Below are 25,098 nucleotides of genomic sequence, written 5' to 3' on the forward strand. Positions count from 1 at the left end.
GCGATGAGGGTCACATTCGGCGACCTGTTCCGAAGTTTCGGACGCATCGGCGTGCTGTCCTTCGGCGGGCCGGCGGCGCAGATCTCGCTGATGCATGCCGAGCTGGTCGAGCGACACAAATGGCTTTCCGAGAAACAGTTCCTGCAGGCGCTCTCGTTCTGCATGCTCCTGCCCGGGCCGGAGGCGATGCAGCTGGCCACCTATGCCGGCTGGAAGCTGCGCGGCGTGCCGGGCGGGCTGATCGCGGGGCTGCTCTTCGTGCTGCCGGGGGCGGCGGTGATCATGGGGCTGGCCTTCGGCTATGCCCATTTCGGCGAGATGCCGCTGGTCCAGTCGCTCTTTGCCGGCATCAAGGCGGCCGTCGTCGTGGTCGTGCTGCAGGCCCTCTGGCGGCTGTCGCGCAAGGCGCTGGGCGGGCCGTCGAGCTGGGCGTTGGCGGGGCTGGCCTTTGCGGCGCTCTTCTTCCTGTCCATCCCCTTCCCGCTCATCATCGCCGCCGCCGCGCTCTGGGGCTATGTCACCACGACCCATGTGGCGGCCGAGCCCGCGCCGCCGCCCCACCGGCCCGATACCCTGCGCACCGTCGCCACCTGGGGCACGCTCTGGCTGGCGCCGGTGGCCCTGCTGTGGCTCTCCGGGGCGGAGTTCCTGACCGACCTCGCGCTCTTCTTCTCGCAACTGGCCGTGGTCACCTTCGGCGGCGCCTACGCGGTGCTGGCCTACATGACGCAGGCCGTGGTCGAGACCCATGGCTGGCTGACGACACCGGAAATGATCGACGCGCTGGGGCTGGCGGAAACCACCCCCGGCCCGCTGATCCTGGTGACGCAGTTCGTGGGCTTCCTCGCCGGGTTTGCCGAGGGCGGGCCGTGGCTGGCGCTCCTCGCCGCCACCCTCACCCTCTGGGTCACCTTCACCCCCTGCTTCCTGTGGATCTTCGCCGGGGCGCCATACGTCGAAACCCTGCTCGCCCGCCCCCGCCTGCGCGGCGCGCTCGATGCGATTTCGGCCGGCGTGGTGGGGGTGATCCTCAACCTTTCGGTCTGGTTCGCGCTGCACGTGATCTTCGCCGACGTCGCGCCCGGCCGCTTCGGCCCGCGCGTCGAGGCGGCCAGCCTGATCCCGGAAAACCTTGTTTTCATCGGGATCGCGATTGTCCTTCTCCTTGGCCTGCGCCTGCCCCTCATCCTCTGCCTCGGGCTGATGGCGGCCATCTCGGGGGCTGCGGAACTTTTAGTTTGACGCCGGCCCGCCATGGGTCTTTGTTAGAGGGAGAATCCCTCCAACAACGGGCACGACCCGGGGACATCATGGCGCGAGAGATCGACTACGGAAAACTCATGCACAGCGCGATGCGCGGCCTCATCCAGGAGGTTCTGACCGATGTGCGCGACAAGGGGCTGCCCGGCGCCCACCATTTCTTCATCACCTTCGACACCACCCACCCGGATGCCCGGCTCGCCCCCTGGCTGCGCGAGCGCTACCCGACCGAGATGACGGTGGTGATGCAGCACTGGTTCGACAATCTCGAGGTCAATGACGACGGCTTCGGCGTGACGCTCAACTTCGGGGACGAGCCGGAAAGCCTCTATATCCCCTACGACGCCATCCAGACCTTCGTCGACCCCTCGGTCGAGTTCGGCCTGCGCTTCGAAAGCCATGACGAGGACGAGGATGACGACGAGGCGGAGGACGACGGCGAACCGGCCGGCTTTGCCGAGGATGTCGAGGAAGAGACCGAGAAGAAGGATGCCGAGGTGGTGAGCCTCGACAGCTTCCGCAAGTAGCCGCTTGCGCCCGTCGCGGCGCGCGGCGACACGGTTATCCCATGAAGTTTTCATGAAGTTTCGCGGGCCCCGCTTGCCCCGTCCCGCGGCTTTGCTATCTCGCCTCTGACCCCACCGCAGAGGATGCGAACATGGCAAACGATATGGGCCTATTCTTCGGCGAGTTGCTGCGCCACCCGGCCGAGGTTTCGGCGCTTCTCCCCTCCTCCGGCGCCGTCGCGTGGCGGATGACCGAAGGGGTCGACCGCCATACCGGCCCGGTGGTCGAGATCGGCCCCGGCACGGGCAGCTTCACACGCGCGATCCTCGCCCGCGGCGTGGCCCCCGAACAGCTCACCCTGCTGGAAACCAACGCCCGGTTCTGCGAGATCCTGCGCGCCCGCTTCCCCGGCGTGCGCGTCCTCAACCAGCCGGCGCAGGACATCGAGAAGCTGGGCCTTTCCGAGATCGGCGCCGTCATCTCGGGCGTGCCGGTGCTGGCCCGCCCGAAGATCCAGCGCGAGGTGGTGGGCCCGGCCTTCCGCCTGATGAAGCCCGAGGGGTTCTTCACCCAGATCACCTACAGCCCCAACCCGCCCATCTCGGCCGAGATGCAGCGCGAGCTGGGTCTCTCGGTCGAGAAACGCGGCACCGTCTGGGTCAACCTGCCGCCCGCGCGGGTTTTCGTCTTCCGCCGGCGCACGCATTGAACTTTCCCGCCACTTGGGTATGACGGGGGCGAACCGTATTCAGGAGAGCCCCCGAATGACCGACACCCGCACCGAAACCGACAGCTTCGGCCCTCTCGAGGTGCCCGCCGACAAGTACTGGGGCGCGCAGACGCAACGCTCGATCATGAACTTCCCCATCGGCTGGGAAAAGCAGCCGGTGGCGGTGGTCCGCGCGCTGGGGGTCATCAAGAAGGCCTGTGCCATGGCCAACAAGGCGCAGGGCACGCTCGACGCCAAGCTGGCCGATGCCATCATCGAGGCCGCGGGCGAGGTGATCGACGGCAAGCTCGACGACAACTTCCCGCTGGTGGTCTGGCAGACGGGGTCGGGCACGCAATCCAACATGAACGCCAACGAGGTGATCGCCAACCGCGCGATCGAGATCCTGGGCGGCACCATGGGCAGCAAGGATCCCGTCCACCCCAACGATCACTGCAACATGGGGCAGTCCTCGAACGACACTTTCCCAACGGCCATGCACATCTCCACCGCCACCACGGCGCATAACGTGCTGCTGCCGGGGCTGGCCAAGCTGCAGGTGGCGCTGGAACAGAAGGTGGTGCAGTTCGACGGCATCATCAAGATCGGCCGCACCCACACGCAGGACGCCACGCCGCTCACGCTCAGCCAGGAATTCTCGGGCTACGCCCACCAGGTCGCCATGGGGATCGAACGGGTCCGCGGGGCGCTGGTGCGGATCTACGAGCTGGCCCAGGGCGGCACCGCCGTCGGCACCGGGCTCAACACGCGGCAGGGCTGGGACGAGGCGGTCGCCGCCAACATGGCCGAGATCACCGGCCTGCCCTTCGTCACCGCCCCCAACAAGTTCGAGGCGCTGGCCGCGCATGACGCCATGGTCGAGATCTCCGGTGCGCTCAAGACCGTGGCCGCGAGCCTCTTCAAGATCGCCAACGACATTCGCTTCCTCGGCTCCGGGCCCCGCTGCGGACTGGGCGAGCTGATCCTGCCCGAGAACGAGCCCGGCTCCTCGATCATGCCGGGCAAGGTGAACCCCACGCAATGCGAGGCGCTGACCCAGGTCTGCGCGCATGTGATGGGCAACGACGCCGCCGTGGGCTTTGCCGGCAGCCAGGGCCATTTCGAGCTCAACGTCTACAAGCCGATGATGGCCTATAACGTGCTGCAATCCATGCAGCTTTTGGGCGATGCGGCCTCGGCTTTCACCGACAACCTGATCGACGGGCTGGATGCCAACCGCGAGCGGATCGAGAAGCTGATGCGCGAGTCGCTGATGCTGGTCACGGCGCTGGCGCCCGAGATCGGCTACGACAACGCCACCAAGGTCGCCAAGACCGCGCACAAGAACGGCACCACGCTGAAGGAAGAGGCCATCGCGCTGGGTTTCGTCGACGCCGAAACCTTCGACCGCGTGGTCCGGCCGGAACAGATGATCGGGCCGAAATGAGCGGCAAGCCGGTCAACCTGAACCGGGTCCGCAAGGACAAGGCCCGGGCGGAAAAACGCGCCCGGGCCGACGAGAACGCGGTGAAATTCGGCCGGACGAAGGCCGAGAAGGCCCGCGACGGCGCCGCCGCCGACAAGGCGGACAAACATCTCGACGGCCACAAGCGCGAGACATGAGCCACCGCCCCGTCAAGCGCTCGCTCACCCTGCGCGGGCACCGCACCAGCGTCTCGCTCGAAACCGAGTTCTGGGAGGCTTTCCGCACCATCGCCGCCGAGCAGGGCCAGCCGATCAACGCGCTGGCCGCCGAGATCGATGCGGCCCGCGGCACCGAGATGGGCCTCGCCTCGGCCATCCGGCTCTACGTGCTGCGGCATTACCGGGACCGGGCCACCTGACCTGCGGCCCTCGGTACAGACGCCCTTTTTGGGAGCCTCCGGCGGGGATATTTGAACCAAGAAGAAGCCCGGTATTCCGCCCCCGCTTCTTCTGGCTGAAAATATCCCGGGGAGTCGCGCCGGAGGCGCGGCGGGGCAGCGCCCCTATTCCGCCAACCTTGCCTTCAGCGCCGCGTTCTCGGCGCGAAGCTCGGCCAGTTCGGTGCGGATGGGGGCCAGCACCGGCTCCAGCTCCTCGACCGTCAGGCGCACGGGCAGGTGCTGGGGGCAGTTCCAGTCGAAGCCTTCCACGGTGATCACCACCGCCCGTTCCACGCGGGCGCGGTAGCCGTCGTCGCGCAGCCGGGCGATCAGCTCGGGGTCGTCCGACAGCCGTGCCCGCCCGAGGATCTTGATCCGGGCCGAGTTGGGATAGTCGACGAGGATCATGGCGATCCGGTCATCGCCGGCGAGGTTGCCGTCGCTGATATACTGGCGGTTGCCGCGGTAATCGGCATAGGCGATGGTCCTGTCGTCCAGCACCTTGAGAAAGCCGCGCGGGCCGCCGCGGAACTGGACATAGGGCCAGCCGGTCTCGCCGACCGTGGCCTGGTAGAAGCCGTCGCGCAGGCCGATGAAGCGCGCCTCGTCCGGGCCAAGCCGGTCGCCGCGCGCCGCCTCGGGGTCGAGCATCCGGTCATACATGCGGGCAGAGCCCTGCGCCTCCTGCATCTTGCGCACGGCGGGGGTGAAGGCGAGTTCGGCGAAAGTCTTGGCCATGGGGTGATATCCTTAACCGATCGGTCAACCCCTAGATAGGCATGCCCTGCCCGCCTTGCCAAGCCCCATCACGGCAGCGTGACGGAAAAGGATCAGAGCCCCGCGAACTGGGCCGCCTGGCGCGCGTTCCAGCGCACCGTGAGGTGATAGCCGTCCTCGTCCTGGGTCTCGTCCTCGACCAGCCCCTTGTCGAAGAGCCATGCCCGGCGGCGGCCGTCGTCGAAGCCCAGGTGAAGGGTCTCGAGCATCGTCACGCCGGCGATCCGGTCCTTGATCGCCTCGACCACCGCGTCGATCCCCTCGCCGGTCACCGCCGACAAAAGGTAAACATCGTCTGAACGGGCGGCGCGATTCTCGAGCACCGGCCGCGCCTCCGAATCGACCCGGTCGACCTTGTTCCAGAGCTCGAGCTGCGGCACCTCCTTGTTGACCCCGAGGCTGTCGAGGATGGCGGCCACGTCGTCCGCCTGTTCCTCGCTCTCGGGGTGCGAGATGTCGCGCACATGCACGATCAGGTCCGCCGCCGTCACCTCCTCGAGCGTGGCGCGGAAGGCCGCGACCAGCTCGGTCGGCAGGTTCGAGATGAAGCCCACCGTGTCCGACAGAATGACTTCCGGTCCGTTACCGGGCAGTTCGATCTTGCGCATCGTCGGGTCGAGCGTGGCAAACAGCATGTCCTTGGCCATCACGTCGGCCCCGGTCATCCGGTTGAAGAGCGTCGACTTGCCGGCGTTGGTATAGCCCACCAACGCCACGATCGGGAACGGCACCTTGGCGCGGGCGGCGCGGTGCAGGCTGCGGGTTTTCACCACCTTCTCGAGCTGGCGTTTCAGGCGCACGAGCTGTTCGTCGATGGCGCGGCGGTCGGCCTCGATCTGGGTTTCGCCGGGGCCGCCGACGAAGCCCAATCCGCCGCGCTGGCGTTCCAGGTGGGTCCAGGCGCGCACCAGCCGGGTGCGCTGGTAGCTGAGCGCCGCCATCTCGACCTGCAGCACACCCTCGCGGGTGGCCGCGCGGTCGCTGAAGATCTCGAGGATCAGGCCGGTCCGGTCGAGAAGCTTCACCTTCAGGTCGTTCTCGAGGTTGCGCTGCTGCACCGGTGTCACCGGCCCGTCGACCAGCAGAAGCTCGACCTCCTCGGCCTGGATCAGCGTGCGCAGCTCTTCCAGCTTGCCCTTGGAAAACAGCGTGCCCGGATGCGGCTGGCGCAGGCGCACCACGTTCGAGCCGCACACGTCGAGCCCCGGCAGCGCATGGGCCAGCGCCACCGCCTCGTCCAGCGCGTAGGCCGGGTCACGCGCGTCGGCGTCCCCGGGAATGTCAGGATGCACCACCCAGGCGCGGGTGGCGTCGGTCTCGGTCTGGGTCACTCAGCCCCCGTGCGGGCCCTGTCGTCAGGCCCCGTCTCAGGACGACGCGTCATCGCCGTCATACAGGTTCACCGGCTGCGACGGCATGATGGTCGAGACCGCGTGCTTGTAGACAAGCTGCGACTGACCGTCCCGGCGCAGAAGAATGCAGAAATTGTCGAACCAGGTGATCACGCCCTGAAGCTTGACCCCGTTGATCAGGAAAACGGTCACCGGAATCTTCGTCTTGCGGACCTGATTCAGAAATGCGTCCTGCAGATTTTGTCGATCTGTCGCCATCGTAATATTGCCTTTGTTCTTGCGACGCCGCGGATCGGCGCGTCCCTCTCCCTCGGCGGAGTATGAAGTGGCACGGTCCGAGTTTCCACCCTAAAATTCAACCCGTTGCAAGGGGCAATCGCACGGCCCGTATCAATAGCGCCACAGCGAGGGATTGAAGAGCGCGATGATGGCCAGCGTTTCAAGCCGCCCGAGCGCCATGGCGGCGGCAAAGACCATCTTTGCCGGCGCGCCGAGCTGAAGCAGGTTGATCGGCGTCTCGGCGGCGATCTGCGTCAGCGGCCCGGTGGTCGAGAGCGCGGCGATGGCCATCACGATGGCGGATTCGAAATCGAGCCCCAGCCCCGCGAAGATCACCGTGATCGACGACAGCGACAGCGCGAAGAGCATGAAGAAGATCCAGGCGATGAAGGCGCCCTCGCGCCGGATGCGGCGGCTGGCCTGCCCCGCCCCGCTGATCGAGGAGGGATGCACCAGCTTCTCCATCTCGCGCCGCCCGCTGAGATAGAGCGCGTAGACCCGCAACAGCTTGACCCCGCCCGCCGTGGTGGCGACACCGCCGCCCACCACCGACAGCCCCATCAGGATAAGCCCCGGCGTGCCCAGCCCCGACCAGCCGCGCGCCTGGTCCCACGCGGCGCTTTCGAACCCCGTGGTCGTCAGGAAGGACAGCACCGTGAACATCCCCCCCCAGAGGGCCGAGACCGCCTCGGAGAAGTTCTCAATCTCGTCCACGTCGAAGGCCGCCGCCCAGTGCCGCAGGAACAGGATCAGCGGCACACCCACCACCAGCGCGATGCCGATGCGGAATTCCGGGTCGCCCCACAGGCCGGTCTGCGACGTGGTGATCGTGTCGGACGAGAAGGTCAGCCGCGACAGGCCGAACAGCATGAAGAGGAAGATGATCGCCTCGCCTGCGATCCCGCTCTGCGCCTCGGGCACGCCCACCAGCGGGGTGATGCCGCTTGTCGCCATGGTCGACATGGCATGCATCGTGGCCACCAGCGGCCGGTCGCCGGCGATCAGCAGCAGCAGCCAGATCGCCGCCGTCAGCCCCGTGTAGACCGGGAAGAGATGCGCCGTGAACTGGGCGATGCGGCGCGCCGAGCTGGCCCGGCGGAACCGATCGAGGCGCTGCACGTCCTGCCCCGGCTCGGCCCGGGCGGTCACCTCGAACCCGCCGAGGTGCAGGGGCGCCAGCACCGCCGCCGCCGAGATCCAGACCAGCAGCCCGCCCAGCCAGCCCACCAGCCCGCGCCACAGGTGCAGGCTGCCGGTCAGCCGCCCCGGCTCGGAAAACAGCGTGGCCCCGGTGGTGGTCAGCGACGAGACCATTTCCACGTAGGCGTTGAGATAGGTGGTGGTGCCCAGCCCCTCGTAGAACGGCAAGGCCAGGAAGACGGGCAGCAAAGTGTAGCTCAGGAACAGCGATAGCAGGTTCTGCAGGTCCGAGCTGTCGCGCCGGTCCCGCCCGGTCATCGCCAGCCCGATCACGAAGATCAGCGTCAGCCCCAGCAGCCCGGAATAGAAGAAGGACCGGGCGATGGTGTGATCCTCGTTCACCAGCGCGTGCAGGGCGGGGACGAACATCGCGATCGAGAAGATCCCCGTCAGCAACAGGATCAGCGGTAGGCTCAGGATGCGCTCGCCCGGGGTCATCGCCATCTAGAAGAAATCGATCGAGACCTGCAGCAGCTGCTCGACCCGTGCCACGTCGGCGGCCAGCGCGAACATCACCACCACGTCGCCCGCCTCGATCCGCATGCCGCCGGTGGGTTTGACGATCTCGCCGTCCTTCAGCACGCCCGCCACCAGCACGCCCTCGGGAAAGTCGATATCCCGGATCGCGGCGCCGGCAATGTTGGAGGTCGACATGACCTCGGCCTCGATCACCTCGGCCTCGGCATCGCCGATCGAATAGACCGCGTGCACCCGGCCGTGCCGGATGTGGCGCAGGATCGAGCTGACGGTGGTGGCGCGGGGGTTGATATAGGCGTCGATCCCCAAGGGCTCCATCAGCGGCAGCAGCGTCGGGTCGTTGATCAGCGCGATGGCATAGGCACAGCCCTCGGCCTTGGCCCGGACCGAGGCCAGCATGTTGGTCTTGTCATCGTCGGTCACCGCGAGGATGGCGTCGGCGCGCGAGACGCCCGCCTCGGCCAGCAGGGTCGAATCGAGCCCGTCGCCGTTGAGCACGATGGTCCGCTCCAGCGCATCGGCCGCGCGTTCGGCGCTGCGGCGGTCGCGCTCGATCATCTTGGTGCGGGCCTTGCGGCCGCGTTTTTCCAGCGACTGCGCCACGGCGAGGCCGATATTGCCGCCGCCGACGATGACCAGCCGCTCCTGCTTGTGGTCGGACTTGCCGAACACCTCGAGCGTGCGGGGGATATCCTCGACCGGGGCAAAGACATAGGCCTCGTCATGGGCGAAAAGCTGGTCGCCCGCCTCCGGCGCGAAAAGCCGCCCGTCGCGGCGGATGCCGATCACCACCACGCGCAGGGTCGAGAAGAGGTCGTTCAACTGCCTGAGCGGCGTGTTGAGCACCGGGCAATCCTCTTCCAGCCTGAGCCCCATGAGCTGGGCCTTGTTGCCGAGGAACATCTCGGTGTCGAAGGCGGCGGGCGCGGCCAGCCGTTGCAGGGCGGCGTCGGCCACCTCGCGCTCGGGGCTGATCACCACGTCGATCGGCATGTGGTCGCGGCGGTAGAGGTCGGAATAGATGGCATCCAGGTAGGACTGGCTGCGCAGGCGGGCGATCTTGCGCTGGATGGCGAAGACCGAGTGCGCCACCTGGCAGGTGACCATGTTCACCTCGTCCGAATAGGTGGCGGCGATGATCATGTCGGCATCCCGCGCGCCGGCGCGGTCGAGCACGTCCGGATAGCTGGCGAAGCCGTTGATGCCCTGCACGTCCAGCGTCTCGGCGGCCCGGCGGACGAGGTCGGCGTTGTTGTCCACCACCGTCACGTCGTTCTTCTCGCCGCTCAGATGGCGGGCGATCTGCCAGCCCACCTGGCCGGCCCCGCAGATGATGACCTTCATGGACGCACCTTGAGCTGTCGTCGGGGTTTTTGAATGACAGAAGGGGGGATGGGGGTCAATTGCCTTTGGCGCCCGGCCCCGGCCTCCGGGCGCGGCGCGGATTTCCGGTTGATCCGTGGCGGTCGGCTGCGGTCTAGTGAAGCCAGAGCGAAACGGTCGGAGAAGGACATTGCCGATGACACGCCTGTTGATCACCGCCAGCGCGGCGCTGTGCCTGGCGGCCCTGCCCCCGGCGGCGCAGGAGGAGGGAAGCGGGCCGCTGGGCCTGCCGAACAAGGCCGGGGCGTCGGTGCTGATGACCGAGCTGAACGCCATCGAGGCCGCGAACATCATCCGCCGGGGCCGCGTGATCCCGCTTGGCCGGGAATACCGGCCCGAGATGCCGCTGGGGCCCGGGCAGGATTACGCGCTCAGCCGGACGACCAGCCGTGGCGTCACCTCCACCCGGATCGAGACCACGCTATCCGCCCCGCTGACCGCCGGCACCTATCTCGAGGGGCTGGGTCATACCGGCACCGGCGGCGAAGACCCCCGCTTTTTCAATGGCTTCACCCCCGACGAGGTGGCCCCGAAGGACGGCCCCGGAGAGGCCGGGGTGGAGCATCTCAAGCCCATCTTCACCCGCGGCATCCTGATCGACATGGTCACCGTGAACGGCGGGCCGATGGCGGCGGGACAGGAGATCACCGTGGCCGATATCGAGAAGGCGCTCGACTGGTTCGGGGTGAACGAGCCCGGAAATGGCGACGCGGTGGTGTTCCATACCGGCTGGGGGCGGCACTGGATCGCGGACAATGACACCTACCTCTCCGGCGCGCCGGGCATCGGGCTGGAGGTGGCGGAATGGCTGATCGAGCGCGAGGTGGCGCTGGTGGCGACGGATGCCTGGACGGTGGGGGTGCAGCCCGTGAAAGAAGGGCCCGAGCGGGATTTCCCGGTGTCGCTGGCGCTGACCCAGAAACACGGGATCCTGCTGCATGACAACGTGGAAAGCGAGCGGCTGATCGACGCCGAAATCTCGGAATTCGCCTATATCTTCGCACCGGTGCCGATCAGGGGGGCGACCGGCTCTCCGGGGGCGCCGTTGGCGGTGTATTGACGGGCGGTTCCCGACGAATGGCGGCGAATCGGGGTTAATGGCCTGATTTTGCTGGGTTTCCGATGTCGGTATAACGTCGGTATTTTGTCGGTATCGCGTCGGTGCGAATGACCGCCCGCGCCTTGGTTGATGTGGCGTGCGGTGCGGGGGCACGCCAGATGTTGTGAGGCGCGCAACGGCCACCCTGCCCCCCAACCCCGTCGACTTGTCACCATTTTCCACCGCTTTGCCACGATCTCCGCCCCGAGAGCGCCCCCTGCCCCGATACGGCTTCGGTTTCGACACCGAACCATCCGAAGGGCGACAGCATGGGCGCAGACAACACTCCGATTCCCGACCTGATCGAGATTTCCGGCATCACCGTGAACACCACCTTCACGGTCGAGGGCACCGGCGGCGGCACGATCCACGGCGTGGTGGACAACGCCACCTATTCCGACAACGAGACCGGCAACAGCGCCACCCATATCGGCGAGCTGAACGAGACCCAGGATGCCGATAACGGCGTGCTGACGATCGACGGGGTCGAGTACAGCATCGAGCTTGTCACGCCGACGGGCAGCTCGGGCGGCGATGTCACCTATACCTTGTCGGACGGCAGCACCGGCACGATCGCGGGCAACGGCGATGACAGCGATATCGTCTTCATCGTGGCCTCGCCCACCGGCGGCGGCGAGACGCGCTACTTCGCGGTTATGGATGACAGCCTGGGCGACGTGGCGGGGATCACGTCGCTCACGACCGGCGACCTCGACTATGACCCGGCGGGCGACGACGTGATGATAGATGTCGAGCAGAACAACGCGCAGACCGTGATCTGCTTCTGCGCCGGCACGCTGATCGACACGCCCGAGGGCCCGCGGGCCGTCGAAACCCTGCGGCCCAACGACCGGGTCGCTACCATGGACCGGGGCGCGCAGGCCGTCCTGTGGACCAGCGCGCGCACCCTTGCGCCCGAGGCGCTGGCGGCCGACCCGCGTCTCCGGCCGGTGCGGATCGGCCGGGGCGCGCTGAGGCCCGGACGGCCGGCGCGGGATCTGTATGTCTCGCCCCAGCACCGGATCTGGCTGCGCTCGAGGATCGCCGCGCGGATGTTCGGCACGGCCGAGGTGCTGGTGCCGGCGATCAAGCTGACCGGCCTGCCCGGCGTGGCGCAGGTCAGCCCGGAGGGGCCGGTGCGATACCATCACCTGCTCTGCCGCCGCCACGAGATCGTCTTTGCCGAGGGATTGCCCTGTGAAACCCTGCTGCGGGCCGAACGGGCCGGGCTGGCGCTGTCGGGGCGGGGCCGGACCGCCTGGGCCCTGCTGCGCGGCGCCGGGCGCGGGCCGGCCCGGCCGATCCGGGCGAAGGGGGCCACCATCGACCGGCTGGTCGCGCGGCACGTGAAGAACCGCAAGCCGCTGATCCCGGCGTAGCGGCGCGGGCGGAGGGGGCTGGCCGGCGGCGCGCCCCTACCCGGCCTCCTGCTCCTCGGAGTGTTTCACGCCCTTGTTGCCGGTCACCACGCTGAGGCTCTTCAGCTTGCGGTGCAGCGCGCTGCGCTCCATGCCGACGAATTCGGCGGTGCGGCTGATATTGCCGCCGAAGCGGTTGATCTGGGTCAGCAGGTATTCCCGCTCGAACGCCTCGCGCGCCTCGCGCAGCGGCATGGTGGCCACGGTGCCCGACAGCACCACGCGCCCCTCGTCGACCGGGCCCTGGGATTCACCGGGAAGTTCCTTGGCGCCGATCTCGCCGCTGCTGTCGCCAAGGATCAGCACCCGCTCGATCACGTTGCGCAGCTGGCGGACATTGCCGGGCCAGCTCATCGTCTGCAGAAGCGCGCTCGCCTCGCCGCTGATCTTGCGCAGCGGCAGGCCCTGCTCGCGGTTCAGCACCTCGATGAAATGGTTGGCGAGGTCGGGCACGTCCTCGCGCCGTTCCTCGAGGCTGGGCACGGAAATCGGCACCACGTTCAGCCGGTGATAGAGCTCGCGGCGGAAGCGGTCGGCCTCGATCTGCGCCTCGAGGTTGCGGGAGGTCGAGGAGATGACGCGCAGGTCGACCTGCACCTTGTCCGAGCCGCCGACGCGCAGGAAGGTCTGGTCGACCAGCACGCGGAGGATCTTCGACTGGGTGCCGAGCGGCATGTCGGCCACCTCGTCGAAATAGATCACCCCGCCATTGGCCTCTTCCAGCAGGCCCGGCTCGACGCCGCGCTCGTCGCTTTCGCGGCCGAACAGCACCTCCTCCATCCGCTCGGGCTCGATCGAGGCGCAGCTGACCGAGACGAACGGCCCGTCGGCGCGGTTGGAATGGGCGTGGATATAGCGGGCGGCCAGTTCCTTGCCACAGCCGGCGGGCCCGGTCAGCATCACCCGCCCGTTCGACTTGGTGACCTTGTCGAGCTGGCTGACCAGCGTGCGGAAGGCGGGGCTTTGCCCGAGCATCTCCGAGGGTTCGGCCCCGCGGCGCTTGAGCGCGATGTTCTCGCGGCGCAGGCGGCTGGTTTCCATGCCGCGGCGGATGACGACGAGCAACTGGTCGATGTTGAACGGCTTCTCGATGAAGTCGTAGGCGCCCTGCTTGATGGCGGCGACGGCGATCTCGATATTCCCGTGGCCCGAGATGATGACGACGGGCACGTCCGGATAGTCGCGCTTGACGGTCTTGAGGATGTCGATCCCGTCCATGTTGCTGTCTTTCAGCCAGATATCGAGGATCAGCAGCGCCGGCGGCTCCTGCCCGATCGAGGCCATCGCCTCGTCGGAATTGCCGGCAAGGCGGGTGGTGAAGCCCTCGTCCTCGAGGATGTCGGAGATCAGTTCCCGGATGTCTCTTTCGTCGTCAACGATCAGAATATCGCTCATTTGAACCTCATACCGCTTGTCTGTTCTGGTCGGTGGCCTGCGCCGTGGCAAGGACCGGCAGCCGGATGACCGCCATCGCCCCGGCATGGGCGCCCTCCTCGAAGGCCGGGGCGTCTTCCAGCGTCAGGAGGCCGCCATGCTCCTCGATGATCTTCTTGACGATGGGCAGGCCGAGGCCGGTGCCCTTCTCGCGCGTGGTGACATATGGCTCGAACAGGCGCGAGCGGTCCTCGGGCAGGCCGATGCCGTTGTCGGCGATGCGGATCACCGCCTCCTCGCCGGTCATCTCGCCGCTGATGCGGATGGTCGGCCGGTGGCCATCGGGCGCGCCCTTTTCCTGAAGGCTTTCAATCGCTTCGCCGGCGTTCTTGATCAGGTTGGTCAGCGCTTGGCTGATCATCGTGGCATCCAGATCGGCCCAGACCGCGCCCTCGGGCATGTCGGTCTCGAACTGCACGTCGGGCTGGCCCGCCTCCTGCAGCAGCACCGCCTCGCGCAGAAGGCTCATCAGGTCTTCCTGCCGTGTCTGCGGCTCGGGCATCCGGGCGAATTTCGAGAACTCGTCGACGATGCGGCGCAGATCGTCGGTCTGGCGGATCACCACGCCGGTCAGCTGTTCGAGGCTGTCCTTCTGGTCATCGGTCAGGACCTTGCCGAACTTGCGGTTAATCCGTTCCGCCGACAGCTTGATGGGCGTGAGCGGGTTCTTGATCTCGTGGGCGATGCGGCGGGCCACGTCGCCCCAGGCCGCCATCCGCTGGGCGGCGACAAGGTCGGTGACGTCGTCGAAGGCCACCACGTAGCCCTCGCGCTTGCCCTGCTCGGTGCGCCGCGTCGACATGCGCACCAGCAGGTTTTCCATCCGCGCGCCCCGGCTGACCTTGATCTCTTCCTGCACGAAGCCCGAGGCGCTGGCCTTGAGGCGGTCGAAAAGCGGCCCGAACTCGGGCACGGCATAGCTCAGCTCCAGCGATTGCTGGTCGTCGTGCCAGTCGAGCAGCCGCTCGGCGGCGCGGTTGACGAAGGCGACGCGCCCCTTGGCATCGAGCCCCACCACGCCCGACGAGACCGAGCCCAGCACCGAATCGAACAGCCGCCGCCGGCGTTCGATCTGCTGGGTGTTGGCCAGCAGCCGCTCGCGCTGGCCCTTCAGCTGGCGGGTCATCTGGTTGAAATAGGTCGACAGCATCGCGATCTCGTCGCCGCCGCCTTCCTCGCGCACGCGGATGTCGAGATCGCCCTCGCCCACCCGCTGCGCCGCGCTGGTCAGCCGGCCCACGGGCCGCGACAGCCGCTCGGCGAACCACATGCCCAGCCAGATCGCCGCAAGGATCAGGATCACGGCAAAGCCGAGGTAGAGCAGCCCGAACTCGAACAGCACCCGCCCCCGCTCGCTTTCGCGCTGTTCGTAGAAGCGGGCGGTTTCCTTGGTGTCGTCCAGCAGGTTGAGGATGGCGCCATCAACATTGCGGCTGACATAGAGATACCGGTCGGGGATTTCCTCGAGCGGCATCAGCGCGCGGAACTCGTTGTTGTCCCAGTCCTGGATCACCAGCACGCCGGTTTCGTCGGCCTGCGTGATCTGTTCGCGGCTGGGCTGTTCGTAGTCGAAGAGGTAGGAGCGTTCGCCGCGCGCCCGGATCTCGCCCGTGCCGTCGATCACGAAGGCCTCGCGCAACCCGCGCTGGATTTCCCGCTGGCCGCGCGACAGGACCTGCCGGATCTGGCCGTCGTCGATGAAGACCGCCGCGCGCTTGGTGGCGTTGATGACCGAGGCCAGCGCCTGGGCATCGGTGACGAGGTCGCGGCGGTGCTCGTCCTCGTAGGCCTGGGCGGCGGCGACCGAGTTGTCGACCACCCGGCCCACCCGGTCGGAGAACCACGCCTCCAACCCCATGTTGACCGAGAGCGTGGCAAAGACCGCCACGGTGATCGTCGGCGCCAGCGCCATGATGGCGAAGACGCCGGTCAGCCGCAGGTGCAGGCGCGAGCCCGCCGAGCGCCGGCGCCGCGCCGCGATCATCTGCATGAGCTGCTGCATCACCAGCGCCGCGATCATGATCACGTAGACCAGGTCGCTCAGCAGCACGATGCGCAGGATGTTGGACGACGCGCCCTGGTCGAGCGGGCCCATCACCAGGTAGGTCACCAGCGCCAGCACCGGCCCCAGCACCACGAGACCGAAGGTCGCCGCCGTCTGCACGCGGCGGAGGCGCCGAAGGCGGCTGACCGTATCCCACGAGAATCTGCGTGTCCGGGTCGCCACGGACGCCCCCCATCAGGTTGTTATGTTGCTGCGGTCACCCCCCATATCTGGTCCTGGTTCGGGCACCGTCAGCACTGTGGCCCCAATTGGCCACACCAGATGTTGCAGTTTTACATCAACTTGCGGCGGCGTGTCACGCGAATATCAAGGTCGGTAATCTTCTTGCGCAAAGTATTGCGGTTGATGCCCAGCAGGTCGGCGCATTTCGCCTGGTTGCCGCTGGTGGCGTCCAGCGCGATTTCGATCAGCGGAAGCTCCAATTCCTTCAGAATCCGGGCATAGAGGCCCGGCGGTGGCAGCTGGGTGCCGTGCAGGTCGAAATAGCGGCGCAGGTGGCGGGCGACGGAATCCGACAGGCTCTCGCCGCCGCCGGTGCCGACGACGGGCGCCGCTTCCGGTTGATTGCCGATCACCGCCTCGACCTCCCCGCGGGTGATCTCGACCCCGCGGGCGGTCAGGCCGATTCGCTGCACCATGTTTTCCAGCTGGCGGACGTTGCCGGGCCAGCTATAGGCGCGCATCAGCTCCATCGCGTCCGCAGACAGGTGCCGGGCGGGCTGGCCGTCGCGCTCGGCGCGGGCCATGAAATGCTCGATCAGCAGCGGGATGTCATCGACCCGCGAGCGCAGCGCCGGCACCTCGACCACGGCGCCCGACAGGCGGTAATAGAGATCCTCGCGCAGCTCGCCCGCCTCCAGCCGATCGGCCAGCCGGCCGAGGCTTGTCGCCATGAAGCGCGGCACGTGATCGCCCGGCGCATCCATCATCCGCACCACGCGGGCCTGCGCGGCGGTATCGAGGTCGCCCACCTCGTCCAGCACCACGGTGCCGCCCTTCGCGCGCGCCATCACCTTCGACGGCCCTTCCAGGTCGGCCAGGTCGGCGGGCGTCACGGTCACGAACGGCAGCGTGCGCCGGTCGGAGAAGTCGTGGATCGCCCGCGCGATCAGCGACTTGCCGGTGCCCGACTCGCCGGTGATCAGCACCGGCAGGTCGGTGTTCATCAGCCGGGCAACGACGCGATACAGCCCCTGCATCGCCGCCGTCCGCCCGATCAGCGGCAGCTCGTCCGGCTTGTCCTCGACCTCGGCCTGGTGGGCGGCGCGGCTGCGGGAATCGAGCGCGCGCGCGGTGCGCTTCATCAGGTCCGGCAGGTCGAAGGGCTTGGGCAGGTAGTCATAGGCCTCCGCCTCTTCCGCCTGGATCGCCGTCATGATCGTGTTCTGCGCCGAGATCACGATCACCGGCAGGCCGGGCCGGTCCTGCGAGATCTTGGGCAGCATTTCCAGCCCGTTCCCGTCGGGCATCATCACGTCGGTGATCACCGCGTCGCCCTTGCCCTCGCCCACCCAGCGCATCAGCGTGGTCAGCGAGCTTGTCGCGTGCACCTTGCAGCCCGCCCGCGTCAGCGCCTGCGTCAGAACCGTGCGGATCGTGCGGTCGTCATCGGCAACCAGTACAGTACCATCCATCAGTCTTCCTCCATCTCCTTGGGCGCCAGCGGCAGCGATATGCGGAACACGGTCCGCCCGGGTACGGACGAGACGGAAATCCAGCCGTCATGGTCCGAAATGATCTTGGCCGCCAGCGCGAGCCCCAGCCCGGTGCCGTTCTCGCGGCCCGAGACGAAGGGTTCGAACACCTCCGCCGCGATCTCGGGCGGCAGGCCCGGGCCGTCATCTATGACTTCCACCTGCAGGGGCAGTGTCTTGCCCTTGCCCGCGCCACGGCGCACGCGCAGCGACTGTTCGTAATAGGAATGCAGCCGGATCGTGCCGCCCGCCTTGCCGGCGGCCTCTGACGCGTTCTTGATCAGGTTCAGGATCACCTGCAGAAGCTGGTCCGGATCGCCAAGCGCGAGGGGCAGCGAGGGGTCGTAATCCTCGAGCACGGTCATGTCGGCGGCAAAACCCACGATGGCCGAGCGGCGCGCCCGGTCGAGCACGTCGTGGATGTTGACCGCCTGCAGCCGCGGCGCCGAGACGTTGCCGAACTGCTCGACCTGCTCCAGCAGCGCCACGATGCGGCGGCTTTCGCTGACGATCAGGTCGGTGAGCTCGAGGTCGTCCTTGCTGAGGTTCATCGACAGAAGCTGTGCCGCGCCGGTGATCCCGGCCAGCGGATTCTTGATTTCATGCGCCAGCATCTCGGCCATGCCGATGGCCGAGCGGGCGGCGGATTTCACCGATTGCCCCTGGCTCACCCGGCCGGCCAGCTCGCGCGGGGAAATCAGCAGCACCATGTGCCCCGCCTCGCCCGTAAGCGGCGCGATCTGGAGGTTGCATTGCAGCGGCGCCCGGTCGCCCGTGCCCACGTCGACATCGTTGACGAAAAGCGGCGAGCCGTCGCGGCGGGCACGTTCCAGCGCCTCCTCGAGGGGCGCATCGACCGCCAGCTTGTCCCAGACCGGCTGGCCGGTGACGGCGCGTGCCGAGCTCATCAGGAAGCCCTCGGCGGCCGGGTTGATCCGGGCGATGCGGTCGTCTGCGTCGAGCACCAGCGCGGGCACCGGCAGCGAGGTCCAGATGGCGTCGTCGGCGCTCATGCGGCAACCCTCTCGCCATCGGCCAGCGCGTCGGGGAGAAGGCGCAGCACCTCGCCCGCATCGCGGCTGGTCAGCACCCGCTTGCGCAGCTCGGGCCCGGTGCCGGCGCCATCCATGTACCAGCCCAGATGCTTGCGCGCCACGCGGGTGCCAAGCTCTGCCCCGTAGAAATTCAGCATGTCTTCGTAATGGGTTGCGACCATATCCTCGCGTTCTTTCCCCTGCGGAACCTCGGGCGCCGGGCCGCTTCCCATCTCGTGCGCCACCTGCGCCAGCAGCCACGGCCGCCCCTGCGCCCCGCGCCCGATCATCACGCCGTCGGCGCCGGAGAGGCGCAGCGCTTCCTTTGCGTCCTCCGTACCGAGGATGTCGCCATTGGCGATCACCGGCACGTTGACTGCTTCCTTGACCGCCCGGATCGCGGCCCAGTCGGCCCGGCCCTTGTAGAACTGGCAGCGGGTGCGGCCGTGGATGGTGATCATCTGCACGCCCGCGGCCTCCGCCCGGCGGGCCAGCTCCGGCGCGTTGAGCAGGTTGTCATCCCAGCCCAGCCGGGTTTTCAGCGTCACCGGCACGCTGACTGCGTCGACCACCGCCTCGATCAGCGTGAGCGCGTGGTCGAGATCCTTCATCAGCGCCGAGCCGCTGGCGCCCGTCCCGCTGGCCGAGGTCACCTTTTTCGCCGGGCAGCCCATGTTGATGTCGATGATCTTCGCGCCGTTGCCCTCGACCTGTTTGGCGGCCTCGGCCATCCAGTGCGCCTCGCGGCCCGCAAGCTGCACCGCCGTGTCGGCCTGCTCCAGCCCCAGCTCGGCCTTCTCGCGGACGCCGGGCTTGGCCTGCACCATCTCCTGGCTCGCCACCATCTCGCTCACCACCAGCCCGGCGCCGAATCGCGCCACCAGCTTGCGGTACGGCAGGTCGGTGATCCCGGCCATGGGGGCAAGGAACACCTGGGGCGACAGCGCCTTGTCGGACAGACGAATGGTCACGTGCTTAATCCTTGTGCAGTACCCTCTATTTACGGTCGGCTTGCGGGAGGGACAATATTTCAAGGGCATAAAAGCCGGCCGCCGGATCGCAATGCCTATTATTTAGGCATATCTCCACGATAACCCGGCGTAAACTCCCCTTCCGGATGTACCGTCCCGCGGCCTCGCGCGGGGCGCCGGCACGGCGGCGGGCGGTGTCTGTTGCAACCGCCGCCGCCGCCACGCTATCAGGGCACATGACAACCGCTGCCATCATCGTCGCCGCCGGGCGCGGCACCCGTGCCGGGGGGGACTTGCCGAAGCAATGGCAGGGCCTCGGCCAGAAGCGCGTGATCGACTGGACGCTGGCGGCCTTCGAGGCGGTGCCGCAGGTGGGCCACGTCGTGGTGGTGCTCCACCCGGATGAAATGGACCGGATCGCGCCGCGCGCGGGCCTGAGCGTCGTGGCTGGTGGCGAAACGAGGTCAGCTTCGGTGCGCAACGGGTTGGAATCTCTGGCGGAAAGCGGGATAGATACTGTACTCATCCACGACGCCGCACGCTGTTGCGTCCGCCCGACCCTGATCGCCCGCGTGCTTTCCGCACTGGAAAGCGGCGCGCTGGCCGCCGCCCCGGCGTTGCCCGTGACCGACGCGCTCTGGCAGGGCGCCGGGGGCCAGGTCACCGGCACGCAGGACCGCACCGGCCTCTACCGCGCGCAAACCCCGCAGGGCTTCGATTTCGACACCATCCTCGCCGCCCACCGGGCGCATGCCGGCGATGCCGCCGACGATGTCGAGGTGGCGCGCACCGCCGGGATCGCGGTAGAGATCGTCGAGGGGGACGAGCGCAACCTCAAGATCACCAACGCGGGCGATTTCGCCCGGGCAGAACGGATTTTGCGAGACATGGACATACGGATCGGCACCGGCTTCGACGTGCACCGCTTCGGCGAGGGCGACCACGTGATGCTTTGCGGCGTGGCGGTGCCCCACGGGCGCGGGTTGCAGGGGCATTCCGATGCCGATGTGGGGATGCACGCGCTGACCGACGCGATCTACGGCGCGCTGGCGGAGGGGGATATCGGCCGGCATTTCCCGCCCACCGACCCGCAATGGAAGGGGGCGGAAAGCCATGTCTTCCTGTCTCACGCCGTCACGCTTGCCGGGGAAAAAGGCTACAGGATCAATAACATGGACGTCACTCTTGTCTGCGAACGGCCGAAGGTCACGCCGCACGCACCCGCCATGCAGGCGGCGCTGGCCGCGATCACCGGGGTGGCGCCCGACCGGATCTCGGTCAAGGCCACCACCTCGGAACGGCTGGGTTTCACCGGCCGCGAGGAAGGCATCGCCGCGCAGGCGGCGGTGACACTGGTGCCGAAATGAGCCTCAGCCACCTGATCGCCACGGTCTGCTACGTGGGCCACATGCGGCCCGCCTCGGGCACCTGGGGCTCGCTCGCGGCGCTGCCGCTGGCCTGGGGGCTTCACCTCGCAGGCGGTCCGTTGCTTCTGGCCATCGCCATAATCGCCTTCTATATCATGGGCTTCTGGGCCACAGCTAAGGAAACCCACGGTAGCGACAACCACGACCCGTCCGAGATCGTCGTCGACGAGCTGGTGGGCCAGTGGATCGCCTTCCTGCCCGTCTCGATCGGCGCCGCGCATGTGGGGGCGGAGCTCACCGCGCTCTGGCCCGGCTGGATCGCGGCCTTCCTGCTGTTCCGCCTGTTCGACATCTGGAAACCCGGCCCCATCGGCTGGGCCGACCGGAAGGGCGACGCGACGGGCGTGATGCTGGATGACGTGATCGCCGGGGTCTTCGCCGCCATCGGCGTGGTGATCCTGGCCGCGATATCGCACGGGGTGATGGCATGAAAGTGAGCGCATTGCTGGAAAAGGCCCGCAACCGGGGCGTGAAGATCGCCACCGCCGAAAGCTGCACCGGCGGCATGGTGGCGGCGGCGCTGACCGACATTCCCGGATCGTCCGACGTGGTTGAACGTGGCTTCGTAACCTACTCGAACGAAGCGAAAATCGAGCTTCTCGACATCTCACCCCGCACCCTTTCCGAGTTCGGCGCGGTGTCCGAGGAGATCGCCCGCGAAATGGCCGAGGGCGCGCTCAAGAACTCCTACGCCCAGCTCACCGTCTCGATCACCGGCATCGCCGGCCCCGGCGGATCGGAGCACAAGCCCGAGGGGCGCGTCTGCTTCGGCGTGGCGATGGCGGGCCAACCGACCCGCACGGAAACGCAGGAATTCGGCGCACAGGGGCGCGACACGGTCCGCACCCTCGCCCGCGACCACGCGCTGGCCCTGCTCGACAAGGCGCTGTCTTAAGCCCTCAGCCGGCGATCAGCGCCGCGAACTCCTCCGGAGACGCTGCCCGATCGAGCACGTCGCGGATCGCCCCGGCCCTGTCGCCGCCGATCAGCCGCGCGGCCTTGTCCTGCACCTTCTGCCGGCGCACGCTCAGCCCCGGATCGGCGTCGAGATCGTGATAGAGCTCGCGCGTCACCCCGTCCCCCAGCGTCACGATCACCCGTGCCTGCATCTCGCTCAGGCCCTCGTCCGCCTCCACCTCGATCCGGGCGCGCATCTCCTCGATCTCGGCATCGGCGCAGGTCTCGGCCGAGAAGCTCTCGAGCAGCGCCGTATCGCGCCCGCAGAGCGCCATGGAGAGCGCCACGCGATAGCTGAACTTCGCCTCCAGCCCCGTCTTCGGCGCCTCGATATTGCACACGCTCAGCCAGCGCGGATGGGTATGCACGGTGATCGCCTCGATCGGGTCGGGCGTGTCGGGCAGCGTGCCGATCGCCTCGAGCGCGGCATGCAGCCCGTGACAGCAGGCGTGGAACTTGTGATGCACGCCGGGGAAGAGCCACGCGGTGCCCAGCCCGTCGAGCCCCGTACCGTCCGCCATGCCGTGATGCGTTGGCCCGAAACCCTGCGGCCCGTCGATGGCGGCGGGGTTGCTGACGAACCCCCGCCGCGCCAGAAGCGCCGCTTCCAGCCCGTTCTGAGCGGCGATGCCGGCGTTCATCGGCTTGCCCATGGTGCCGAATTGCGACTTCAGACCGGAGGCACGGGTCGAGACCAGCCCCAGCGCCATCCGCATCTGCCCCGCGTCGAGATCCAGAAGCCGGCCCGCCGCCACCGCCGCGCCGAAGGCGCCCGCCGTGCCGGTCTGGTGAAAGCCCGCCTGGTAATGGTCGCGCCCCAGCCAGACGCCGATGCGCACCGAGGCCTCGGCCCCGATCAGCGCGGCCTGCTGGAACGCCATGCCGCCTGCCCCGGCGAACTCTGCCGCGGCCAGCGCGGCGGGCACCACGGCCACCGAGGGGTGACCGATATGGGCGAAATGCGTGTCGTCGTAGTCGAGCGCGTGGCTGACCGTGCCGTTGACCAGCGCCGCCATCCGCCCCGGCACGCGGGCGGCGCTGCCGAAGATCGCGGCCTCCTCGGCGCCGCCCTCGGCCTCGGCCTGCTCGCGCAGCAGCACCGACACCGGCTCCTCCTGCCCGGCGATCCCCACCGCGGCCCAGTCGAGCAGCGACAGGCGCATCACCTGAAGCGCCGCCTCGTCCGGTTGCCCGTTCAGCGCGAAATCGGCGAAACGCCCTGCCAGCTCAGCCATGCCCGTAAAGCTCCGCCGCGCGGGTCTCGAACGCCTTCACGACGCGCTTCATCGCCTCGTAGAAGAAGAACTCCGACGCCGATTGCAAAAGCCGGTTGCGCAGCTCGAAATCCACGTCGAAATGCACCTTGCAGCCGCCCTCGGCCTCTTCGAATTTCCAGTTGGATTTCATGTACTTGAACGGCCCGTCTAGGTATTCCGTCTCGATCACGCGGGCCTCGTCCCAGAGCGTCACCTTGCTGCCGAACTTCTCGCGGAAGACCTTGAAGCTGATCACCAGGTCGGCCTCCATCACCCGGGCGCCGTCGTCGCGGGGCGTGACCTTGCGGATGCGCGCGGCGGCGGTCCAGGGCAGGAATTCGGGGTAGGACTCGACATCCGCCACGAGGTCGTACATCTGCTGGGCGGTGTACGGCATCGTCCGGGTCTCGGAATGGGATGGCATAGGCAGGCTGGCCCCGTTTTCGCGTGACAGTGGGCCGCTGTTTCGTAGACTGCGACCGGAAAATCAAGGGGATACCATGACAGAGCGGCCATATGTCATCGACCGCATGATCTCGGCCAAGGAGATCGCCGCCCGGATCGAACAGCTCGCCGGAGAGATCAAGGCAGAGTTCGCCACCTCCGAAAAGCTGGTGGTGGTGGGGCTGTTGCGCGGCTCCTTCGTGTTCATCGCCGATCTCGCGCGCGAGCTCGACATGAATGTCGAGGTGGATTTCATCGAAACGTCGTCTTACGGCAACGCCACGGAATCGAGCCGGGAAGTGCGTATTCTCAAGGACTTGCGCGGCGACATTGAAGGGCGCGACGTGCTGGTGGTCGAGGATATCGTCGACACCGGCCACACGCTGTCGGCCGTGCTGTCGCTGTTGTCGAGCCGCAAGCCGCGCAAGCTGCGGACCATCGCGCTGCTCGACAAGCCGTCGCGCCGCGAGGCCGAGATCACCGCCGACTGGATCGGGTTCGAGATCCCCGACGAGTTCGTCGTGGGCTACGGCATCGACTATGCCCAGCGGAACCGCAACCTGCCCCATATCGGCAAGGTCCGGTTCACCGGATGAACCCCCGCTGGCTGTTCCGCATGGCGAAATGGGCCCACCGCCCGCCGAGCGAAAAGCGGGTCAAGCTGGTGCTCGGGATCATCGTGGTCTGCCTTGCGGTCTTCGCGGTGGAATACTTCGTCGGCTGGCCCGACTGGATGTCGCTGGAACCGGCCGGGCGGCGCGGCTGGCTGCCCTGAGCGGGAAGCGGCCCGTTCGCAGGGCACGCGGGCGCCGGGGCTCGACCGAATCGGCGCGCCGGGTGACAAGGGCCTGCCATGCGTACCGCCAGATCCGCCCTCGCCCGCCCTGCCCCCGGCGTTGAACGCCCCGCCGTCCCGCGCTATGCCGCAGTGATGCTGTTGATGGCCCTGCTGGGCTTTGGCGCCGGAGGAGCGATGGCCGACCGATCCGACACATCCGACAATGGCCAGATGGCCCGCCCGCTGCTGGCCTATCGCTGCCCGACCGGGTTCGACACCGCCGAGGATCTCTGCCGCGCCTTCCGCGAGCTGCTGGGCCGCGCCGCCCCCGGCCATGCCCTGCGCCGGATCGGTCCGGGGGAGGCGATGCCGCCGCTGCGCGATCACGATCTGTTCATCACGCTGGGGGCGAACCGGACGGGCGACACCCGCCTGACCGGGTGGCTCGACTGGCAGGAAGGCCCGGACGGCCGCCCGACGCGCGGCCCCGACGTGTCGCTCGACAGCAGCGATGCGCCGCTAAGCCCCGGAATGTACGCCGATTTCCTGCGCGGCCTGTGGGAGGTGAGCGCCCCGCCGCCGCTGGGCGGGCCGACGCCCGACAGGTAGCCCCGGCCTGGTCGGCGCGCCGTGACCCGACGGAAGGCGCCGCAAACCTGACGCAACGGTGTTGGATCGCTGCCACAAGGTTTTCTTGTTTTCGTCACCTGGC

The 25,098-nt window shown here is 67.9% G+C and carries 26 protein-coding genes; 14 read left to right on the forward strand and 12 right to left on the reverse strand.

Annotation, left to right across the window (positions count from 1 at the left end; translation table 11 throughout):
* The first annotated feature begins 3 nt into the window (after positions 1–3).
* The 6 genes from chrA to ACO07J_RS10875 all read left to right on the forward strand — a co-directional run bounded on the left by chrA (position 4) and on the right by ACO07J_RS10875 (position 4,320).
* Positions 4–1,242: a chromate efflux transporter gene (gene chrA, locus ACO07J_RS10850; RefSeq protein ID WP_422028831.1), complete on the forward strand. Its 1,239-nt coding sequence runs from the start codon at positions 4–6 to the stop codon at positions 1,240–1,242.
* A 68-nt stretch (positions 1,243–1,310) separates the two neighbouring features.
* The gene (locus ACO07J_RS10855) at positions 1,311–1,787 is read left to right on the forward strand and encodes an SspB family protein (RefSeq protein WP_422028832.1); all 477 of its coding nucleotides are present in this window, start codon (positions 1,311–1,313) and stop codon (positions 1,785–1,787) included.
* A gap of 131 nt (positions 1,788–1,918) precedes the next feature.
* Positions 1,919–2,476, forward strand: coding sequence for a class I SAM-dependent methyltransferase (locus ACO07J_RS10860; protein WP_422028833.1), 558 nt, complete (start codon positions 1,919–1,921; stop codon positions 2,474–2,476).
* Between the two features lie 55 nt (positions 2,477–2,531).
* Entirely contained in the window at positions 2,532–3,923 is a 1,392-nt protein-coding gene (gene fumC, locus ACO07J_RS10865) for a class II fumarate hydratase (RefSeq protein ID WP_422028834.1), read from the forward strand.
* A complete protein-coding gene (locus tag ACO07J_RS10870) occupies positions 3,920–4,099 on the forward strand; it encodes a DUF4169 family protein (RefSeq protein ID WP_422028835.1) in 180 nt (59 codons plus the stop codon). The genes fumC and ACO07J_RS10870 overlap by 4 nt, the downstream gene beginning before the upstream one ends.
* A complete protein-coding gene (locus tag ACO07J_RS10875) occupies positions 4,096–4,320 on the forward strand; it encodes a ribbon-helix-helix domain-containing protein (protein ID WP_422028836.1) in 225 nt (74 codons plus the stop codon). The genes ACO07J_RS10870 and ACO07J_RS10875 overlap by 4 nt, the downstream gene beginning before the upstream one ends.
* Before the next feature lie 144 nt (positions 4,321–4,464).
* Here the strand turns inward: ACO07J_RS10875 and ACO07J_RS10880 are convergent, their stop codons facing one another.
* The 5 genes from ACO07J_RS10880 to trkA all read right to left on the reverse strand — a co-directional run bounded on the left by ACO07J_RS10880 (position 4,465) and on the right by trkA (position 9,770).
* Positions 4,465–5,079, reverse strand: a complete 615-nt coding sequence (locus tag ACO07J_RS10880; protein WP_422028837.1) for a pyridoxamine 5'-phosphate oxidase family protein — start codon at positions 5,077–5,079, stop codon at positions 4,465–4,467.
* Between the two features lie 92 nt (positions 5,080–5,171).
* Entirely contained in the window at positions 5,172–6,449 is a 1,278-nt protein-coding gene (hflX, locus tag ACO07J_RS10885) for a GTPase HflX (protein WP_422028838.1), read from the reverse strand.
* Positions 6,450–6,485: 36 nt separating this feature from the next.
* The gene (gene hfq, locus ACO07J_RS10890) at positions 6,486–6,728 is read right to left on the reverse strand and encodes an RNA chaperone Hfq (RefSeq protein WP_300894763.1); all 243 of its coding nucleotides are present in this window, start codon (positions 6,726–6,728) and stop codon (positions 6,486–6,488) included.
* Positions 6,729–6,860: 132 nt separating this feature from the next.
* Positions 6,861–8,393, reverse strand: coding sequence for a TrkH family potassium uptake protein (locus ACO07J_RS10895; RefSeq protein WP_422028839.1), 1,533 nt, complete (start codon positions 8,391–8,393; stop codon positions 6,861–6,863).
* Positions 8,394–9,770, reverse strand: a complete 1,377-nt coding sequence (gene trkA, locus ACO07J_RS10900; RefSeq protein ID WP_422028840.1) for a Trk system potassium transporter TrkA — start codon at positions 9,768–9,770, stop codon at positions 8,394–8,396.
* Between the two features lie 175 nt (positions 9,771–9,945).
* Between trkA and ACO07J_RS10905 the strand changes: the two genes are divergently transcribed.
* Entirely contained in the window at positions 9,946–10,869 is a 924-nt protein-coding gene (locus tag ACO07J_RS10905; RefSeq protein WP_422028841.1) for a cyclase family protein, read from the forward strand.
* A gap of 308 nt (positions 10,870–11,177) precedes the next feature.
* On the forward strand, positions 11,178–12,287 hold the full coding sequence (locus tag ACO07J_RS10910; protein WP_422028842.1) for a Hint domain-containing protein: 1,110 nt from the start codon (positions 11,178–11,180) through the stop codon (positions 12,285–12,287).
* A gap of 36 nt (positions 12,288–12,323) precedes the next feature.
* Here ACO07J_RS10910 and ACO07J_RS10915 read toward each other — a convergent pair whose 3' ends face one another.
* The 5 genes from ACO07J_RS10915 to dusB form a co-directional block, all read right to left on the reverse strand.
* Complete coding sequence (locus ACO07J_RS10915; RefSeq protein ID WP_422028843.1) at positions 12,324–13,721, reverse strand: sigma-54-dependent transcriptional regulator; 1,398 nt, start codon at positions 13,719–13,721, stop codon at positions 12,324–12,326.
* A 7-nt stretch (positions 13,722–13,728) separates the two neighbouring features.
* Positions 13,729–15,987 (reverse strand): ATP-binding protein, encoded by a 2,259-nt coding sequence (locus ACO07J_RS10920; protein WP_422028844.1) that lies wholly within the window; start codon positions 15,985–15,987, stop codon positions 13,729–13,731.
* A gap of 110 nt (positions 15,988–16,097) precedes the next feature.
* Positions 16,098–17,459 carry a response regulator gene (locus tag ACO07J_RS10925; RefSeq protein ID WP_422028845.1) on the reverse strand — a complete coding sequence of 454 codons (1,362 nt, stop codon included), beginning with the start codon at positions 17,457–17,459 and terminating at the stop codon, positions 16,098–16,100.
* Complete coding sequence (locus ACO07J_RS10930) at positions 17,459–18,532, reverse strand: two-component system sensor histidine kinase NtrB (RefSeq protein WP_422028846.1); 1,074 nt, start codon at positions 18,530–18,532, stop codon at positions 17,459–17,461. Before ACO07J_RS10930 ends, ACO07J_RS10925 begins: the two co-directional genes overlap by 1 nt.
* Complete coding sequence (gene dusB / locus ACO07J_RS10935; protein WP_422028847.1) at positions 18,529–19,524, reverse strand: tRNA dihydrouridine synthase DusB; 996 nt, start codon at positions 19,522–19,524, stop codon at positions 18,529–18,531. Before dusB ends, ACO07J_RS10930 begins: the two co-directional genes overlap by 4 nt.
* A 236-nt stretch (positions 19,525–19,760) precedes the next feature.
* Here dusB and ACO07J_RS10940 point away from each other — a divergent pair, with 236 nt between their 5' ends.
* The 3 genes from ACO07J_RS10940 to ACO07J_RS10950 are packed head-to-tail and all read left to right on the forward strand — an operon-like array spanning position 19,761 to position 21,846.
* Positions 19,761–20,891 (forward strand): bifunctional 2-C-methyl-D-erythritol 4-phosphate cytidylyltransferase/2-C-methyl-D-erythritol 2,4-cyclodiphosphate synthase, encoded by a 1,131-nt coding sequence (locus tag ACO07J_RS10940; RefSeq protein WP_422028848.1) that lies wholly within the window; start codon positions 19,761–19,763, stop codon positions 20,889–20,891.
* Positions 20,888–21,382, forward strand: coding sequence for a phosphatidylglycerophosphatase A (locus tag ACO07J_RS10945; RefSeq protein WP_422028849.1), 495 nt, complete (start codon positions 20,888–20,890; stop codon positions 21,380–21,382). The genes ACO07J_RS10940 and ACO07J_RS10945 overlap by 4 nt, the downstream gene beginning before the upstream one ends.
* Positions 21,379–21,846 carry a CinA family protein gene (locus ACO07J_RS10950; protein WP_422028850.1) on the forward strand — a complete coding sequence of 156 codons (468 nt, stop codon included), beginning with the start codon at positions 21,379–21,381 and terminating at the stop codon, positions 21,844–21,846. The genes ACO07J_RS10945 and ACO07J_RS10950 overlap by 4 nt, the downstream gene beginning before the upstream one ends.
* Before the next feature lie 4 nt (positions 21,847–21,850).
* Here the strand turns inward: ACO07J_RS10950 and ACO07J_RS10955 are convergent, their stop codons facing one another.
* A complete protein-coding gene (locus ACO07J_RS10955; RefSeq protein ID WP_422028851.1) occupies positions 21,851–23,143 on the reverse strand; it encodes an MmgE/PrpD family protein in 1,293 nt (430 codons plus the stop codon).
* Positions 23,136–23,588, reverse strand: a complete 453-nt coding sequence (locus ACO07J_RS10960) for a type II toxin-antitoxin system RatA family toxin (RefSeq protein ID WP_422028852.1) — start codon at positions 23,586–23,588, stop codon at positions 23,136–23,138. Before ACO07J_RS10960 ends, ACO07J_RS10955 begins: the two co-directional genes overlap by 8 nt.
* 76 nt (positions 23,589–23,664) lie before the next feature.
* On the opposite strand from ACO07J_RS10960, the gene hpt reads away from it, so the two are divergent.
* From hpt to ACO07J_RS10975, 3 genes are all read left to right on the forward strand, one after another.
* Positions 23,665–24,204 (forward strand): hypoxanthine phosphoribosyltransferase, encoded by a 540-nt coding sequence (gene hpt, locus ACO07J_RS10965; protein ID WP_422028853.1) that lies wholly within the window; start codon positions 23,665–23,667, stop codon positions 24,202–24,204.
* A complete protein-coding gene (locus ACO07J_RS10970; RefSeq protein WP_422028854.1) occupies positions 24,201–24,383 on the forward strand; it encodes a hypothetical protein in 183 nt (60 codons plus the stop codon). The genes hpt and ACO07J_RS10970 overlap by 4 nt, the downstream gene beginning before the upstream one ends.
* A gap of 78 nt (positions 24,384–24,461) precedes the next feature.
* Complete coding sequence (locus ACO07J_RS10975) at positions 24,462–24,995, forward strand: hypothetical protein (RefSeq protein WP_422028855.1); 534 nt, start codon at positions 24,462–24,464, stop codon at positions 24,993–24,995.
* Positions 24,996–25,098 lie beyond the last annotated feature (103 nt).

This window comes from Roseovarius sp. (genome assembly GCF_965228755.1).
GTDB lineage: Bacteria > Pseudomonadota > Alphaproteobacteria > Rhodobacterales > Rhodobacteraceae > Roseovarius.